The following is a 16,255-nucleotide window of genomic DNA, read 5'->3' as shown; positions in this document are numbered from 1 at the left end:
GAAATCGAACGCCACTTAAAGGGGGTTAAACCTCATCCCCATCACCGTCGGCTAAGTCAGCCTCGGTCATCTCGACAGGTGCTGAGGACGGCTTTGCCGGCGGTGTTGCGTCAGCTTTCTTGCCGGTTTGACTTTCACCGCCCTGCAACGCCTCGGGGTTACGCAGCCAGACATCGCGCTGTGCGAATGGGATCTCGATCCCTTCTTCGACAAAGCGCCGATTAATCTCGTGGTTCATGTCGGATTTGACTGACAACACCCAGTTCACATCTCGCAGGATGGCACGGATTTCAAAATCCAGCGAATCCGCTCCAAACCCCTGGAACACTACGCTTGGTGCAGGATTCGCCAGAACCATTGGATGTGAGTTTGCGATTTCGCCCAAGATGTTTTCCACCACCCGGGTATCCGTTCCATAGGCGACCCCAACCGGAACAATCACCCGCCCAATCGTATTGCCGCGTGTATAGTTCGTGACAACGCCGCTGATCAGGTCCGAGTTCGGGACAATCACATCCGTGCGGTCAAACGTCTCAATCCGCGTGGAGCGAACCGAGATATCACGGACGTAGCCCATCATCCCATTCACGTCGATCCAGTCCCCTTTCGAGATTGGACGCTCGACCAACAGAATAATGCCAGACACAAAATTCGACACGATGGTCTGCAGGCCAAAGCCGATCCCGACCGACAAAGCACCAGCAACAATGGCCAGCGACGATAGGTTGAACCCTGCGATCGTGATCGCAATCAGCGCCGCCAGGAAAATACCAACATACCCGGTCCCAGACACAATCGCGTTTTGCCCGCCGGGATCAATGCTGGTCTTTGGCAGCAGCGAGTTGCGCAAACCGCTTTGCAGCATCCGTGTAAGGCCATAGCCGATGGCAAAAATAACGAGGAACGTGAAGAAGTTGCTGGGCGAGATTGTTACCCCGCCAATGTCAAACCCCTGCAGCAGGCGCGACCAGCCCTCTTGCAGATCGGTTTCACGCGCACCCCAATACAGTGCGAGCACCGGCATTGCCAGAATGGCCATTGCAAATCCGATGAGCACCGAAAACAGCGAGTCCTTGGCCTTGTCGCCCTGCCCACTTAGCCATCCGTAAACAGAAGTGAGGAACCGTTGGACAATGACCAGAGCTCCGATAAGAACCAGCGAACGCACGGCTGGGAAAACGATTGCTTCGGCTGCATTCGTATACCCCAAAACCGCAAGTACCGGGCTGGCGATGCCAAGGAAAAACAAAGCACGGCGAATGAATTCGACCAGTTGGCTGAATCCTGCAGCGCGTGCTGTTGCAGACGGCTCTTCTGCATCCACCGGGATATCGACCGTGCGGACACGTCGGACGCGCAACAGAACCAAAGCGGTAGCAACGATAACCGGAAACGCGACAACGGCGCGCGTCGCGTCCGAGATATTTTCGATCTGATCGAACAGGTTCACCAGTTCGTGCAGGATCATGAGACCCGCAAGGATATCAAGATAGACGCGCAGTTCAGTGACTTTTTGCCGGGATAGTTTTTTGAATCCCTGCGCCGCTTGCAGCACGTAAACCTGCCGGCCAATCCAGTCATAATACAGGATGATCGCAGCCCAATACGGCACATTCTCTATCAACAGCGTCCCGCGCAACCCCAGAACGCCGGTCATCACAACCGCCTGAACCAGAAGCCAGACACCAAACCAAGGCAGGATAATACGAAACAACGAGGTCAGGAACGTCCACACGCCACTTCCCTGCCCGCCCAAGGCTCGCATACGCTCTCCGGCGGCTTCGGACCAGCGCTTGCCATAAAGCAACAAAACACCAGCCACGAAAACCAAGGCCAGAATGCCCAGACCGCGGGACCGCAAGCGTTCATGGACCACGTCAGTTTTCAGGTTCCGGCGCGCTTCGTTAAACAACGCTTGCGCAGCTTCGTTCACATCAACCCAAGCCGGTCGCCAGTGGGTGGGGTTCAGGGGCGAAGGACCGCGCTCCAAAAGCTCTTTCGTCTGACGGTCCCGCAATAGTTTATCTATCTCGGATATCAGACCATTGGCACGGCTGAACGCCTCTTCCGAGATGATCTGCGGGACGCGCAGACTGTTCAACTGCTCGTTCAGATGCTTGCGTAGAGTGGCAATATCTTCGGGTTCGGTTGCATCGCCTTCGGGTGCGGCACCAAGAGCTTTGAGCTGATTTTCAAGTGTCTGGATACGTTCGGTATTTGCACCGCGCGCCCGATTGAAATCGTCTCGGTAATCATTGATCTCGGCGCGCAGATTTTCGAGCGAAGCGTTCGATGCGCGATTGTCCTCAATCACCGTCTCGGCCCGGTCCGCCGTTTTGACCCAGCCCTGATAATACTCGCTTTGACGATCGGTCAGCTGCGCAGCGACAGGGCCGCACAGCATCGCAATGCATACGGCGGCAAGGCTCAGGAACAGGCGAACCTGCCGCAGCATCATACGTCCTCGAAAACGCCGGGGATGCTGCGCGGTGCTTCGGTCATCCAGTCAGGAACCGGCAGTTCCTTGTCACGCAGGAACTCAGGGTTGAACAGCTTGGACTGATAGCGCGTGCCGTAATCGCACAGGATGGTCACGATGGTGTGGCCCGGTCCCAGATCTTTGGCCAGACGCACGGCCCCCGCCATGTTGATGGCAGTTGAACCGCCCATGACCAGGCCTTCCTCGCGCAGCAGATCAAAGATGTAAGGCAGTGCTTCGTTGTCCGTCATTTGATAGGCGAAATCTGGATTGAACCCTTCAAGGTTCTTGGTGATGCGCACCTGACCGATACCCTCGGCAATCGAGCCGCCTTCCATCGCGATCTCGCCAGTGGTGTAATATGAAAACAGCCCCGCGCCCATCGGATCGACCAAACCAATCTTGACACCTTTGGGCTGCAACGCTTCGGCCACACCCGCCAATGTACCGCCAGAGCCCACAGCGCAGACAAAACCGTCAACATTGCCGTCGGTCTGCTCCCAGATTTCGGGACCGGTGGTTTCCACATGCGCCTGACGGTTGGCGACATTGTCGAACTGGTTGGCCCAAATCGCACCGTTGGGTTCCGTCTGCGCCAGTTCTTCGGCCAACCGGCGCGAATAATGTACGAAATTGTTTGGGTTGCGATATGGCGCGGCCGGAACCTGAACCAACTGAGCGCCTGCAAGTCGCAGCATATCCTTTTTCTCTTCGGACTGCGTTTCCGGTATGACGATCACAGTTTTGAAACCCATCGACGCGCCAACAAGCGCCAGACCGATCCCGGTATTACCGGCGGTGCCTTCGACAATTGTTCCGCCCGGTTTCAGGTCGCCGCGCGCGATGGCATCACGGATGATGTACAGCGCCGCACGATCTTTGACTGACTGACCCGGGTTCATGAATTCGGCTTTGCCGAGAATTTCGCACCCGGTTTCTTCACTAATGCGCTTTAACCGGATCAACGGTGTTTTCCCGACTGCGTCGGCAAGGTCTCGTGCAATGCGCATGGCGCCCTCATTTCATTTCGGATCAACGCAGATTTACCCGTGGTGCGCGATGACCACAAGCGGCGAAAATCATCCGCGCAAACGCTCTCGGTGACGTGCAAGCCAATGGGCCACCGCCAAAAGCGGCAAATCTTTGAACCCGTGACAGTCAACCCTGTCCATGAAATCCTGGTATGGCAGAATCTGGGTTCGGATATCCTCGCCTTCTGATGCAAGCCCGCCGCTTTCAATAGTCTTGGTCAGATCGGCCAGCCCGACATAGAGATATAGGTATTCGGTCGAAGAACCGCTGGAAGAATAAGCGCCGCCAGCAAATTCCAGGCGGTCCAGAAAAATCTGAGCTTCTTCCTCGGCTTCGCGTCGCGCAGCTTGTTCCGGCGTTTCGCCAGGATCGATCATTCCAGCGACAGGCTCCCACATCCAGGGTTCAGGATCCTCAGCCAGAAAGATCGGTGCCCTGAATTGCTCGACCAACAGCACCGTATCCCGCACGGGATCATATGGCAGGACGATCACAGCGCTTCCCTGCATCAGGCTACTGCGGTTCAGCACATTGCCCATCGAGCCATCGTACTGGCGATGCTGCAACGCGACTTCTTCCATCCCGAAGTAGTTTACATAGGCGCGTCTGTGGTCGTGCAAGATGACATCTTTGGCGGTTTCTCTTGCATCACCTGTCATGCGTTGATGCGCAGCCAGCTTTGCCCATGCGCGCATTCGGATCGCCGGAAAGCTGCGTGCGATCTGTTCCGCATCGATCTTGCCGTAATACCCCATAACGTCTTGCGCAGCGAGCAATGTCATCGCGCCCCACTCATCCACCCAGTCTTGCAGTGACCAAAGTTGCGCGCGGGTCCAAAGACCGGGCTCGGGGTAGAACACGAGCGCTTGCACTTTCGATCCATCGCTCAGATCAACTGTCTGGGCCTTCAGATCGTAGTCAAAGCCACCTTCGTAGAAGGTCAATCGACCGTGATCCTCTTCGGTCAATCCCCGGACCAACAGCCCTTTGGCAATGCTGGCATTCTCATGCACAATCATAGGAAACGCCTGATCCTTCACGCTATAGACCGCGTGGTCGTTCAGCGTTGCCTGGGCAAATTCAAGTTTGGACGCAGGACGTCCCAAGACAAGCTCCAGCAATGGCATGTGCCGTAGCGTGCCATAAAAGAACAGATCGGACACTGTTTGGTTCTTTCGTGCTTGCTATTGTTAGATCAGCGCCAGCGACGTGCGGCTTCTTCGGTCGCAAGCCCCGCGACCAAAGCCCCAATGGCCAAAGTCCATAAGATTTCGGGTACGACGAGTTGGTGACCATATTCCACGCCGATTTTGAATATGGAAATCAGTGCCTCGAACGGACCGTCGTAGCGATGGCGCATGGCCAGACGGAGCATTTCGTTAACACCCTGAACAAACAGCCCCCAGAACACCAGCGCCACCATCCCGGTCAACCCATTGTTGATTGCGGCCGTCCAACCCCGCCCGGCACGCTTACCCATAATCCACCAACCGCAGATTACGCCCAAGGCCATGTTCACATAGGTAAAACTTCCGTAGCTTTTGCCTTCTTCACCGTTTTCGATAATCATGCTCGAAACCAGAAACGCCACGATCAAAAGGCAGAAGGCAGCAACAAGCTTTGAGGCAGTGGGCATTCCTGAAGTCCGTTCCTTAACTCGGTTTCGCTATAGTGATCTGTGTCACATCGCAATTGCCGGTGTCAAAGGCTGCTCCACAGGCGGTCAAATAATAATTCCACATGCGGCGAAAACGCTCGTCAAAGCCCATTTCCGAGATCTCATCCCACTTGTCGTTGAATGTGTCATACCAACGGCGCAGGGTTAGGTCATAGCTTTTACCGAATTCCTTCGAATTGACGACTTTCAAACCCGCCTGCGCAACTTGTTCTTTCAATACGGAAGGCGCCGGAAGCATACCACCTGGAAATATGTATTTCTGAATGAAATCAATGCCGTTACGATAAACATCCCACCTGTGGTCTGCGACTGTAATGATCTGCAGCGTCGCTTGTGCCCCGGGTTTCAACCGGTCGCGCACCGTATCGAAGTAAACCGGCCAATACTTTTGACCAACAGCCTCGAACATCTCGATCGATGCTATGCCGTCATATTGGCCGCGTTCATCCCGATAATCCTGCAACTTGAGTTCAACTAAGTCTGAAAGCCCAGCATTTTCAATACGCTGCTTCGCAAACTTCAACTGTTCCTGACTGATTGTCAGACCTGTGACCCGCAGGCCACGCTCTTTTGCGGCATATTCAGCAAATCCACCCCAGCCGCAGCCAATCTCAAGAATATGATCTCCGGGTTTTGCGCCCATTTCATCAACAAGACTGGCATATTTGGCGGTCTGTGCCTTTTCCAGACTTTCCTGCCCTGTTTCGAACAGAGCACTGGAGTAGGTCATCGTATCATCAAGCCACAGACTATAGAAATCATTACCCAGATCATAATGGTAAGAGATGTTCTTTTTGGCTTGTGACCGGTTGTTGCGATGCAGCCAGAACCGCAGCCGCTCATACATTTGAACAAGGACTTTTCCGGTAAAATCGTCATAGACCGTTTCATTGCCCACATGCACCAGATCCATGAAGGACCTCAGATCCGGCGTGCTCCAGTCGCCTTCCAGATAGGCGTCGGAAAATCCCAGCTCGCCCTCACGGACCAAACGGGCAAAAACGTCCGGATTATGAATATCCACGCGCGCAACAGGCCCCGGGTTCGCGCCCTCGGTTCGGAACACACGGCCATCCGGCAGTGCGATGTCCAACCGACCGGACTTCATCCGGCTAACCATTTTGAATACTTGTACAAAGTATCTGGGCAGGTCTTTCTGCCCATCCGTGGTCGTCAAAGTCATCCGCTCTCCTCTGTGCGGCCGCGCAAACAGGCTAGGCCGAGTTTGTGTTTGTGGCAAGTTTTCAATTCGTTACTGGTTTTTTCGGCCTTCATAGGCTGCCAATGCCCGCGCCCGACCAGCTACCAAAGCAACAATGGGCTGCGGGTATGGGTCCTGCGGGCTGAGGTTCCACGACTTCGGCACCGCATCAAAATAAGCCAGTGCCGTTGCTGGCGGGATGGACTGTCCCTCGGCAATCCATTGCCGAACATAGTCCGATTGCGGGTCGAACTTCTCCTGCTGAGTTTGCGGATTAAAGATTCGAAAAAATGGCGAAGCGTCCGGTCCCGACCCCGCGACCCATTGCCAGCCCATCGCATTCGCAGCTGGATCCCAGTCAATCAGGCAATCCGCGAACCAGTCCATTCCGATTTTCCAATGGGTCATCAGATGCTTGGTAAGATAGCTTGCCACAATCATCCGAGCCCGATTGTGCATTCGCCCGGTCACGTACATCTGCCGCAACCCGGCATCGACGCCCGGCACCCCGGTTTTAGCCTGCTTCCAGGCTATCACTTCAGGCCGTTCAGGATCGGTGTTCCAGGGAAAACTGTCCCAATCGGGCTTCCAATTGCTGCTGAGCAAGGAAGGCGTATGATACATCAGGTGATATGCGAATTCGCGCCAAACCAACTGACGCAAAAATGGTTCGCCTCCCTGAACTCCGGTCATCCCAGCCCTCTGGACGGCATGCCATACGCTGCGCGGACCGATTTCGCCCAAATTCAGGTATTCGGACAGGTTGGATGTCCCATCTACGTTCAACCGGTCCCGTTGATCCGAATAGTCGGAGATGCGGTCCAGAAAGTGATGCAATGCCTCAAACGCTGCGGTTTCGCCTGGCCGGACATGGGGCGCTACCACAGATGCCCCGCGTCGCATCTGCGCACCCAGATTCCACCGCTCGAGATCTTCGGAAACAGGCCACGTCATAGGCGATCCGAAATGAGACACAGCGTCGTTTGGCACCGGGACGTTGCGGTTGCGTACAGCCCGCCACATCGGCGTGAAAACGCGAAATGGCTGCCCAGTTTTTGTCGCCACCGTCCAAGGTTCGAACAACAGATGGCCGGAAAAGGATTTGGCCTCGACACCTTGGTCGTTCAGCGCAGCCTTGATTTTCGTATCTCTGGCGATGGCATCAGGGTCATATGCGCGGGACCAAAATACACCTTTTGCGCCGGTTTCGGCGATTAGTTCTTGCAGAACGGTCAGTGCATACCCTTGCCGCAGGATCAAGCGGCTGCCAACCTGCTCCAATGCCCGGCTAAAAGCCTCAAGGCCCAATCCAAGCCGCCATTTGGGCGCTGCGCCCAAAGTTTGGACACCTTGGTCCAAAATGAATACTGGTATGACCGGCCGCCCGGTTTCAGCAGCTGCGCTCAATGCTGGGTGGTCCGACAGGCGCAAATCCCGTCGGAACCACATGATGATCGGTGACCGCTCGTTTTTCATGTCCGCCCTGGTGTTTTCTTCGGTTACGAGGCAGGGCGGACATTGGATCACAAAACGTCGTCAAGTGCATTCAAAAGCTGATCAATTTCCTGTTGAGACGTGTAGTGCGTGAAACTGACCCGCAACACACCCTGATCCAGATCGACGCCCATCGCTGTCAACGGGCGCACGGCATAGAAATCACCTCCGCCAGCCATGACGCCATATCCGGCCAGGTCTGCGGCAACGGCTTGGGCATTGCGGTTCAGCGCCAAGGCCACGGTTGGGGCGCGGCGGCTGGCATCAGATGTTCCGATCAGGCGAACGGCATTGCGGTCTTTGACCGCATCCAGAACCGGTTGCAGCAATGCGACCTCGTGCGAGCGCATCAGATCATGGGCGAATGAACCTCGCTCGGCCGCTTCGCCGGTTGGCCCGCCATGATGGTCGCACAGCAGATCAATATAGTCCGCCATGCCCGCGCTGGCCGCAATCTGGGCATGGTCCGGCCCCGCTGGAGTAAACCGTTGGTACAGCACGTCGCCGTTGAAGTAGTGCCCCTGGTTCGGCAGCATTTCACCCACCGTACGCCGTATGACCATGCACCCCTGATGCGGACCGTAGGTTTTGTAGGCCGAAAACAGATAGATATCCGGCCCCAGATCGCCCACGTTCGGAAAGCCGTGCGGGGCATAGGATACGCCATCCACACAAACAAATGCCCCGGCGGCATGGGCGATGGCGGTGATCTCGGTCACCGGATTGATCTCTCCGATCACGTTCGAGCAATGAGGGAAACACACCAGACGCACTCTTTCGTCCAGCAGGTTTTCCAGATCCATCGGGTTTAGCGAACCTGTTTCGGGATCAATCTGCCATTCGCGAACTTCAATCCCCTCGTCCGCCAGCCGCCGCCACGGGCCTGAGTTCGCCTCGTGATCTTGATTGGTGACAACGATGGCCTCACCCGGCTGCATCCATTGGCGAAAAGCCTGCGCCAGAACATAGGTGTTCTGCGTGGTCGAAGGGCCAAAGCTCAGCTCTTCTGTTTCAACACCCAGGATGGCCGCCATGCGTGCGCGGGCTTCATCCATTTCCTCACCCGCCAGACGGCTGGCCTCGTAGGGCGCATAGGGCTGAACTTTGCGCTGCGTGTAGTACCGCGTCAGCCGATCAAGCACCGGCTTGCAAGTGTATGACCCACCAGCGTTTTCGAAAAACGCCTGCCCCTGCAGGCTGGCCTCGGAAAACGCGGGGAATTGCCCACGTACAAAATCGATATCAAGGGATGTCATCCCGCCTCACTCCTTGGTCTTTGTCCACGTCCTGATTGTCGGTCCGCTCATGATCCCGGACCGCTCCGAAAACATGGCAGGTCTTCCAGCCAAGCCGCGGTCCAGACACACGTTCATGGTTCGGCGGCAGCCCCAGGGACAGAACTCCTCCCGCTCCTGCGACGGGCTCAGATAACCCGACGATCGCGACCCGGTCAAGCGCAGCTGTTGATGCCAGTTTCTGTCATCGGGCTTTGGCACAGTAACCACATTCAAACGCCTGTGAGGTACAAACATGAGTTATAAACCCAAGGACTTTCTTGTTTGGGGCGAATTGCCCGTACGGGACATGGAAAAGGCTATCGCCTTTTACGCAGAAGTGACCGGTGCGACACCCGAGCTTGATCCGAATGCCCCGCACCCGATGGCTGTTTTCAAACCCGCCGATCCCGCCACCGGTGTCGCTCTGCACCTTTATCCCGGCAAACCCGCGCAACAAGGTCAGGGTCCTACACTGCATCTGGCCGCTGACGGTGCTTTGGAGGACGTAATGACACGGGTAGAAAAAGCAGGCGGAAAAGTCGTTTCCGACCCAATCCAAATACCGGCCGGTCGGTTCTTCTACGCGACAGATCCCGATGGCAATTCCGTCGGTTTCTTTGAAGGCACCTAAGCAAAAAGGCCGGGCAACCTGGCCCGGCCTGATCCTGAACGTTGAGGCCAGCGTTATCCCTGAACTTTGGTGTAAGTCCCCTCGCCCGCCAGAATGCCCCGGAACCCGCCGGGTTCGTCCAGCCCAAAGACGATCAGCGGCAGATTGTTGTCACGCGCAAGGGCAATGGCCGAAGCATCCATGACGCGCAGTCGCTTGGCCAGCACGTCGTCATAGCTGACGGTATCATAGCGCACGGCATCGGCATGCTCCTTGGGGTCTTTATCATACACCCCATCAACGCCGTTCTTGCCCATGAAGATCGCCTGACATGCCATTTCGTTAGCGCGCAGGGTCGCGGCAGTGTCGGTGGTGAAATAGGGGTTGCCAGTCCCGGCGGCAAAGATGCAGACCCGTTTCTTTTCAAGGTGGCGCACTGCGCGACGGCGAATGTATGGCTCACAGACTTCGTCCATGCGGATGGCCGAGATCACGCGGGTGAACACCCCGATCTCTTCCAAAGCCGACTGCATCCCCAACGCATTCATGACCGTCGCCAGCATGCCCATGTAGTCAGCCGTTGTCCGTTCCATCCCCTGTGCTGATCCGCTGAGACCACGGAAGATATTGCCGCCGCCAATCACCATGCAGATCTCGACGCCCAGATCGTGCACGGATTTGACCTCTTGTGCGATGCGCTGAACGGTGGGCGGATGCAGGCCAAATCCTTGATCGCCCATAAGTGCCTCACCCGAGATTTTCAGCATCACGCGATCGTATTTTGTCTTTGGTGTTTCGGCAGTGTCGGTTGTGGGGGAAAGGCTCATGTTGCGCTCCGGGCTGGCACGGGTTTATTTTCCGGCGCAAAATGAAGCAAAAGCTCCGCAGGTTCAATGCGGTTGGTAAGGAATGAGGCCGCCCGAAATGACCGAACCTGCAGAAACGCATATTTTGGACCGCCTGCCCCCTATTCCCGACGAAAAACCTGTGTTGATCGCAGGCCCGACTGCGTCAGGAAAGTCCGCGCTTGCCTTGCTAATCGCCGAGCAGTTCGGCGGTGTCATTGTGAATGCCGATGCCAGCCAGGTTTACGACTGCTGGCGGGTGATTTCTGCGCGCCCATCGATCGAAGAAGAGGCCCAAGCGCCGCATCTGCTGTATGGCCATATCTCCTATGATCAGGACTATTCCACCGGGCATTGGTTACGCGAAGTCAAACCGCTGCTGAAAAGCGGCGCCCGTCCTATTATTGTTGGCGGCACCGGGCTGTATTTTTCGGCGCTGACCGAAGGAATGGCCGACATCCCCGCGACACCGCCTGAAATTCGGGCCGAAGCCGACAGCCTGGGCCTGCAAGCCCTGATCGCAGGTGTAGATGCCCGTACGCTCGCTCGGATTGACACGCAGAACCGTGCGCGTGTTCAACGAGCGTGGGAAGTACAGAAAGCCACTGGCCGCAACCTCAGCGACTGGCAAGACGAAACACCGCCTGCGGTTCTGGACGTGAAGAACACGGTGCCTATTGTTTTTGACGTGGATAAACAATGGCTTTTGGATCGTATCACGCGTCGCTTTGACCTGATGTTGGACACTGGTGCCCTGACCGAGGTTGAAAGGATGCGCGATCGTTATGATCCGTCGCTTCCGGCCTTCAAGGCCATCGGAGTACCCGAGCTGATGGCCTTCATCGATGGTAGCATGACCTTAGATGAAGCCCGCGAACGCGCCACAATTTCGACTCGCCAATTCGCCAAGCGACAGCGAACATGGTTTCGCGCACGCATGAAAAGTTGGAATCGGGTCGATTTATCAAAGTGATACCTGACGCGATTGAAGCTGCTTTGGCCGAGAACGCAGGTGCAAGAAATTCGTGGCGAATCTGCTGTCGCGAAACTGAACTTGCCATGGGAATCTCTTGAGGCTGAAAAAGCTGACAGCGATAAACTCTGCCCGTCAATGTCGTTTTTGTACCATGAATGACGATTTCGAACATTGACCTGACCCAAATTCTGGTGCCGAATGTCGCCATGGGGATGTCCAGAATCCGAGATCAGAAAATCCTTGAACCTGCCGTCCGGAGCATTCCGGCCTGAGCGGTTCGACACTTCATCAAAAAAATACTGACTCACAGGGAGTAATGTTAATGAAAAATCAGACAATGACCGGAGCACCGGTGCACTGGGCGGCAGAAATGCACGCACAGGAATATCGGGACGGCAAACTCAACCGACGCGAATTTCTGACCCGCACCACCGGGCTTGGTGTCACCGCGGCAGCAGCCTATGGCATGATCGGCCTGCCTGCACCTGCGCATGCAGCCGGTGAAGACGCAAAGAAAGAAGGTGGCACGCTGCGCGTTCAGCAGGAAGTGCGCGCGCTGAAAGACCCGCGCACTTATGACTGGTCGCAAATCGCGAATGTCACGCGCGGCACGCTGGAGTATCTGGTCGAGTACAACTCGGACGGTACATTCCGCGGCATGTTGCTGGAGGGTTGGGAAGTCAACGACGACGCAACCGAATACACACTGAAGGTCCGCCCCGGTGTTAAATGGAACAATGGTGACGACTTCACTGCAGATGATGTGGCCCGCAATATCGGCCGCTGGTGCGACAAGAGTTCGGAAACCAACTCGATGGCCGGTCGCTTTGCGACACTGATCGACCCGGAATCCGGTCAGGCGATCGACGGCGCAATCGAAGTTGTCGATGCCAACACCGTCAAACTGAATCTGCCAGCTTCTGACATCTCGCTGATTGCGGGCATGGCAGATTACCCGGCGGCGATTGTTCATAGCTCATTCAGCGAAACGGACCTTCTCAACAACGTTGGGACCGGGCCGTACCTGGTCCAGGACCTGGAGGTTGGCGTTAAAGCCACCCTCGTTCGCAACGAGAACCACACATGGTGGGGTGAAGAGGTGTTTGGTCGCCCGGCGTTGGACAGCATCGTCTACATTGACTACGGCACCGACCCGTCCGCATGGCTGGCGGCACTGGAGTCCGACGAAGTCGACATGCTGTATGAATCGGTTGGTGAATTCATCGACGTGATGGACAGCCTCGGGTACATCAAATCCGAAGTTGTGACCATGAACACCATTGTCATCCGTCCGAACCAGCTGGCCGAGATCGACGGGAAGAAGCCCTACGAAGACAAGCGCGTGCGTCAGGCCCTGCAGATGGCTGTTGATAACTCGATCTGTCTGGAACTGGGTTACGGCGGCCGCGGTTCGCCTGCGGAAAACCACCACGTTGGTCCAATCCATCCGGATTACTTTGAACTGCCCCCGCAGAAGGTCGACCCGGAAGGTGCACGTGCGCTGATGGAAGAAGCCGGAATGATCGATTTTGAGCACGAGTTGATCTCGATCGACGACGACTGGCGCCGGAACACCACCGACGCGGTTGCAGCGCAGCTGCGCGACGCTGGCATCAAAGTCAAACGGACTGTTCTGCCGGGCAACACGTTCTGGAATGACTGGGCGAAGTATCCCTACAGCTCGACCAACTGGAACCATCGCCCGCTGGGCGTGCAAATCTGGGCGCTGGCCTATCGTACCGGTGAAGCCTGGAACGAGTTTGGCTGGTCCAATGCCGAGTTCGATGCCCTGCTGACCGAAGCTCTGGCCATCGCGGATGCAGACAAACGCCGTGAAGTGGTCGCTAAGGGCGAGGCCATGATCCAGGAAGAAGGCGTCACCATTCAGCCTTACTGGCGTTCGCTGTACCGCCACATGAAGGACGGTCTTGTCGGCACCGACATGCACGTGTCCTTCGAGCATCACCACTACAAGTGGGGCTGGGCAGCTTAAATCTGCCATTCGACAAACGGGGGCGCCTGATCAGGGCGCCCCTTTCCAGCCGCAGACAGGCCGACACGGGGTCGGATGTCCGAGGCCAGACAATGGTCCAATGGTCTGCGGAACACCCGAACAACAGGGGCCATCATGGGACTATTCATCCTCCGACGGTTCGGCGTCATGCTACTCACTGCATTGTGCCTGACTTTCGTGGTCTTCTTTCTGACCAACCTCTACCCGAACCTGGAAAAGCTTGCGAAAACGCAGGGCAACCAGCGGATGTCCGACGAACAGGTTGAGACCTGGCTGGATAATCGCGGCTATTTGCAACCCACTCTCGTCAAATACGGGCAGTGGCTGGGCGTTCTGCCGGGTTACACCAAGACGCTTGATGACGGCACATTCCTTGGCACCTGTACCCGCCCGGGATCGACCGAGGAAACGACGCCCAGATATTGCGGCGTATTGCAGGGCGACTGGGGTTACTCAACCGTTTTCAAGGACGAGGTCGGCAGTATCGTGGGCAAGCGTCTGGGCAACACCGGCTATCTGATGTTCTGGGTTCTGGTTCTGATGGTGCCATCAGCGCTGTTGGTCGGGGTGTTGGCCGGGATGCGCGAAGGATCCGCACTGGACCGGTCCCTGTCCACCTTCTCGATCATAACGACAGCGACGCCGGAATACGTATCGGGTGTGATTTTCATCGCGATCTTCACCTCATCCACCGTTGGCCTGAAATGGTTCAAGGGCACCGCGACACAGGCAATGGATAACCCGACCTTCGAGAACTTCTTCCTGCCGGTTCTGACCATTGCCCTTTACGGCATGGGTTATATTGCCCGCATGACCCGCGCATCGATGACCGAGGTCATGACCGCGCAGTACATCCGAACCGCCCGCCTTAAGGGTGTTTCCTTTGGCAACATCGTCATGAAACATGCGCTGCGCAACGCGCTGATCGCGCCCTTTACAGTTATCATGCTGCAGTTCCCATGGCTGCTGAATGGCGTGGTGATTGTCGAGACCTTGTTTAACTACAAGGGCTTTGGCTGGGCGCTGGTGCAGGCGGCGGGCAACAACGACATTCAGCTGTTGCTGGCGATTTCGGTCGTGTCGGTCTTTGTGGTGCTGGTGACGCAGCTGATCTCCGATATCGGCTATGTCTACCTCAACCCGCGCATCCGTATTTCGTAAGGGAGATAGATCATGGAACCTTTAAGCTGGACCGGCTCTATCGCCATTCTGAACCCTATCCTGATGATCGCGCTTGCTGCGTTGATCGTATCAATCGTCGTTTGGATTATCGGCAGTATTGTGCTGCCCGAATCCCCGATGAGCGTGAATATCGACGGCACCATAAGCGGCGGCAACGGGCTACGTGGGCTAACACAAAAGGCCCTGAGATACAGCTTTTCCGCCTGTGTTGCGCTTGCCTTGGCCTATATCGTTCTTGGCATCCTCATGGGGACCAGTGCCGGGATAATCGGAGCGATCTCGCAGCAGTTTCTGCCTGTGTGGTTGTCACTGATCATCCTGTTTGCAATGTCGATTGCCTTCAAACGCCGCCTCGGCCTTTACGGCAAGTTGTTTGACAGCCCCATCGGTATGATCGGCTTTGGTCTTGTGATGTTTTGGGTCTTCACCGGCATCTTCGGTGCGCTGGATCTGATCATCACTCATGACCCGTTAGTTCAGGTATCGGGCATGAAGAACAAAGTGCCGGGAACACCGCTGCCAAGTCCCGACGAAGGTGAGTATGCCTGGTACCTTCTGGGCGGCGACAACCTCGCCCGCGACGTCTTTAGCCGAATGGTCAAAGGTGCGTGGATCGTGGTTCAGATCGCTCCGCTTGCGACCATGTTTGCTTTCATGGTCGGGATCACTCTGGGCCTGCCAGCCGGGTACTATGGCGGACGTCTGGATACGTTCCTGTCGTTTCTGGCCAACCTTATCCTCGCCTTCCCGGTCATCCTGTTGTTCTACCTTTTGGTCACACCGGAAATCGTGGCAACAGGCGTGCCGAACTATATGGCAGCGGTTCTGTTCATATTCCCGATCCTGTTCATCGGCGTTCTTTTGAACTCGCGTTATTACACCCGCCCGAACTTCCGCACACCGCTGTTGATCGGGGTTCTGGGTATCGCGCTATGGCTTTACTTGTCGCTGATTTCGTCGGGCGGCTATGTCATCAACACGGATGATTACAGCATTTGGGGCCTGCCGACCTATCTGGATCTGTTCGATATCCCCGGGGGTATCCTCGTGGTGTTCGTCTCGGTGGTCTTCGTGAACTCGCCCACGGTGTTCCGTATCGTGCGCGGCCTCGCGCTGGATATCAAAACGCGAGACTACGTGGCCGCAGCCCAGACACGTGGCGAAGGTCCGTGGTACATCATGCTGTGGGAGATCCTGCCCAATGCACGTGGGCCGCTGATCGTCGATTTTTGTCTGCGTATCGGGTACACCACCATCCTGTTGGGAACCTTGGGTTTCTTCGGGCTGGGTCTGCCGCCTGAAAGCCCAGATTGGGGATCTACGATCAATGAGGGGCGCAAGCTGTTGTCGATCTATCTCCACCCCGCCCTTCCACCTGCCTTTGCCCTGTTGTCGCTGGTTCTTGGTCTGAACCTGCTTGCGGACGGCTTGCGCGAAGAAAGCCTGAAGGATTGATGTGAGAGCGGC

The 16,255-nt window shown here is 56.3% G+C and carries 14 protein-coding genes; 5 read left to right on the top strand and 9 right to left on the bottom strand.

The window, feature by feature from the left end:
• Nucleotides 1-25: 25 nt before the first annotated feature.
• The 7 genes from GOW16_RS07400 to GOW16_RS07370 form a co-directional block, all read right to left on the bottom strand.
• Complete coding sequence (locus GOW16_RS07400; RefSeq protein ID WP_170412591.1) at nucleotides 26-2,455, bottom strand: DUF3772 domain-containing protein; 2,430 nt, start codon at nucleotides 2,453-2,455, stop codon at nucleotides 26-28.
• A complete protein-coding gene (locus GOW16_RS07395) occupies nucleotides 2,455-3,489 on the bottom strand; it encodes a cysteine synthase A (protein ID WP_170412588.1) in 1,035 nt (344 codons plus the stop codon). Before GOW16_RS07395 ends, GOW16_RS07400 begins: the two co-directional genes overlap by 1 nt.
• Nucleotides 3,490-3,558: 69 nt before the next feature.
• Entirely contained in the window at nucleotides 3,559-4,674 is a 1,116-nt protein-coding gene (locus tag GOW16_RS07390) for an NUDIX domain-containing protein (RefSeq protein WP_170412586.1), read from the bottom strand.
• Nucleotides 4,675-4,706: 32 nt separating this feature from the next.
• Complete coding sequence (locus GOW16_RS07385) at nucleotides 4,707-5,147, bottom strand: TrgA family protein (protein WP_170412583.1); 441 nt, start codon at nucleotides 5,145-5,147, stop codon at nucleotides 4,707-4,709.
• Nucleotides 5,148-5,163: 16 nt separating this feature from the next.
• A complete protein-coding gene (locus GOW16_RS07380) occupies nucleotides 5,164-6,372 on the bottom strand; it encodes an SAM-dependent methyltransferase (protein ID WP_170412580.1) in 1,209 nt (402 codons plus the stop codon).
• Between the two features lie 69 nt (nucleotides 6,373-6,441).
• Entirely contained in the window at nucleotides 6,442-7,866 is a 1,425-nt protein-coding gene (locus GOW16_RS07375) for a cryptochrome/photolyase family protein (RefSeq protein WP_170412578.1), read from the bottom strand.
• Between the two features lie 47 nt (nucleotides 7,867-7,913).
• The gene (locus GOW16_RS07370; protein WP_170412575.1) at nucleotides 7,914-9,140 is read right to left on the bottom strand and encodes an aminotransferase class V-fold PLP-dependent enzyme; all 1,227 of its coding nucleotides are present in this window, start codon (nucleotides 9,138-9,140) and stop codon (nucleotides 7,914-7,916) included.
• A 274-nt stretch (nucleotides 9,141-9,414) separates the two neighbouring features.
• Between GOW16_RS07370 and GOW16_RS07365 the strand changes: the two genes are divergently transcribed.
• Nucleotides 9,415-9,792, top strand: coding sequence for a VOC family protein (locus GOW16_RS07365; protein ID WP_170412572.1), 378 nt, complete (start codon nucleotides 9,415-9,417; stop codon nucleotides 9,790-9,792).
• Nucleotides 9,793-9,845: 53 nt separating this feature from the next.
• Here the strand turns inward: GOW16_RS07365 and pyrH are convergent, their stop codons facing one another.
• Nucleotides 9,846-10,598: a UMP kinase gene (gene pyrH, locus GOW16_RS07360; RefSeq protein ID WP_170412569.1), complete on the bottom strand. Its 753-nt coding sequence runs from the start codon at nucleotides 10,596-10,598 to the stop codon at nucleotides 9,846-9,848.
• 97 nt (nucleotides 10,599-10,695) lie between these two features.
• Here pyrH and miaA point away from each other — a divergent pair, with 97 nt between their 5' ends.
• Complete coding sequence (gene miaA, locus GOW16_RS07355; RefSeq protein WP_170412565.1) at nucleotides 10,696-11,589, top strand: tRNA (adenosine(37)-N6)-dimethylallyltransferase MiaA; 894 nt, start codon at nucleotides 10,696-10,698, stop codon at nucleotides 11,587-11,589.
• A gap of 325 nt (nucleotides 11,590-11,914) precedes the next feature.
• A complete protein-coding gene (locus tag GOW16_RS07350) occupies nucleotides 11,915-13,585 on the top strand; it encodes an ABC transporter substrate-binding protein (RefSeq protein ID WP_170412562.1) in 1,671 nt (556 codons plus the stop codon).
• Here the strand turns inward: GOW16_RS07350 and GOW16_RS07345 are convergent.
• Entirely contained in the window at nucleotides 13,582-13,722 is a 141-nt protein-coding gene (locus tag GOW16_RS07345) for a hypothetical protein (protein WP_170412559.1), read from the bottom strand. The two genes, GOW16_RS07350 and GOW16_RS07345, sit on opposite strands and share 4 nt — an antisense overlap.
• Here GOW16_RS07345 and GOW16_RS07340 point away from each other — a divergent pair.
• Both GOW16_RS07340 and GOW16_RS07335 read left to right on the top strand, forming a co-directional pair.
• A complete protein-coding gene (locus GOW16_RS07340; RefSeq protein ID WP_170412556.1) occupies nucleotides 13,721-14,767 on the top strand; it encodes an ABC transporter permease in 1,047 nt (348 codons plus the stop codon). The genes GOW16_RS07345 and GOW16_RS07340 overlap by 2 nt on opposite strands.
• Before the next feature lie 12 nt (nucleotides 14,768-14,779).
• Nucleotides 14,780-16,243, top strand: coding sequence for an ABC transporter permease (locus GOW16_RS07335; protein WP_170412552.1), 1,464 nt, complete (start codon nucleotides 14,780-14,782; stop codon nucleotides 16,241-16,243).
• Nucleotides 16,244-16,255 lie beyond the last annotated feature (12 nt).

The organism is Ruegeria atlantica (assembly GCF_013033965.1).
GTDB lineage: Bacteria > Pseudomonadota > Alphaproteobacteria > Rhodobacterales > Rhodobacteraceae > Ruegeria > Ruegeria atlantica_D.
The sequence above is the reverse complement of the archived record's forward strand: the minus strand, read 5'-3'. Positions and strand labels throughout refer to the sequence as shown.

Excerpts from the sequence above, each read along its gene's own strand:
- GOW16_RS07400 (WP_170412591.1), bottom strand. The coding sequence starts at position 2,455 with ATGCTGCGGCAGGTTCGCCTGTTCCTGAGCCTTGCCGCCGTATGCATT.
- GOW16_RS07395 (WP_170412588.1), bottom strand. The coding sequence starts at position 3,489 with ATGCGCATTGCACGAGACCTTGCCGACGCAGTCGGGAAAACACCGTTG.
- GOW16_RS07385 (WP_170412583.1), bottom strand. The coding sequence starts at position 5,147 with ATGCCCACTGCCTCAAAGCTTGTTGCTGCCTTCTGCCTTTTGATCGTG.
- GOW16_RS07380 (WP_170412580.1), bottom strand. The coding sequence starts at position 6,372 with ATGACTTTGACGACCACGGATGGGCAGAAAGACCTGCCCAGATACTTT.
- GOW16_RS07375 (WP_170412578.1), bottom strand. The coding sequence starts at position 7,866 with ATGAAAAACGAGCGGTCACCGATCATCATGTGGTTCCGACGGGATTTG.
- GOW16_RS07370 (WP_170412575.1), bottom strand. The coding sequence starts at position 9,140 with ATGACATCCCTTGATATCGATTTTGTACGTGGGCAATTCCCCGCGTTT.
- GOW16_RS07365 (WP_170412572.1), top strand. The coding sequence starts at position 9,415 with ATGAGTTATAAACCCAAGGACTTTCTTGTTTGGGGCGAATTGCCCGTA.
- pyrH (WP_170412569.1), bottom strand. The coding sequence starts at position 10,598 with ATGAGCCTTTCCCCCACAACCGACACTGCCGAAACACCAAAGACAAAA.
- miaA (WP_170412565.1), top strand. The coding sequence starts at position 10,696 with ATGACCGAACCTGCAGAAACGCATATTTTGGACCGCCTGCCCCCTATT.
- GOW16_RS07350 (WP_170412562.1), top strand. The coding sequence starts at position 11,915 with ATGAAAAATCAGACAATGACCGGAGCACCGGTGCACTGGGCGGCAGAA.
- GOW16_RS07340 (WP_170412556.1), top strand. The coding sequence starts at position 13,721 with ATGGGACTATTCATCCTCCGACGGTTCGGCGTCATGCTACTCACTGCA.
- GOW16_RS07345 (WP_170412559.1), bottom strand. The coding sequence starts at position 13,722 with ATGATGGCCCCTGTTGTTCGGGTGTTCCGCAGACCATTGGACCATTGT.
- GOW16_RS07335 (WP_170412552.1), top strand. The coding sequence starts at position 14,780 with ATGGAACCTTTAAGCTGGACCGGCTCTATCGCCATTCTGAACCCTATC.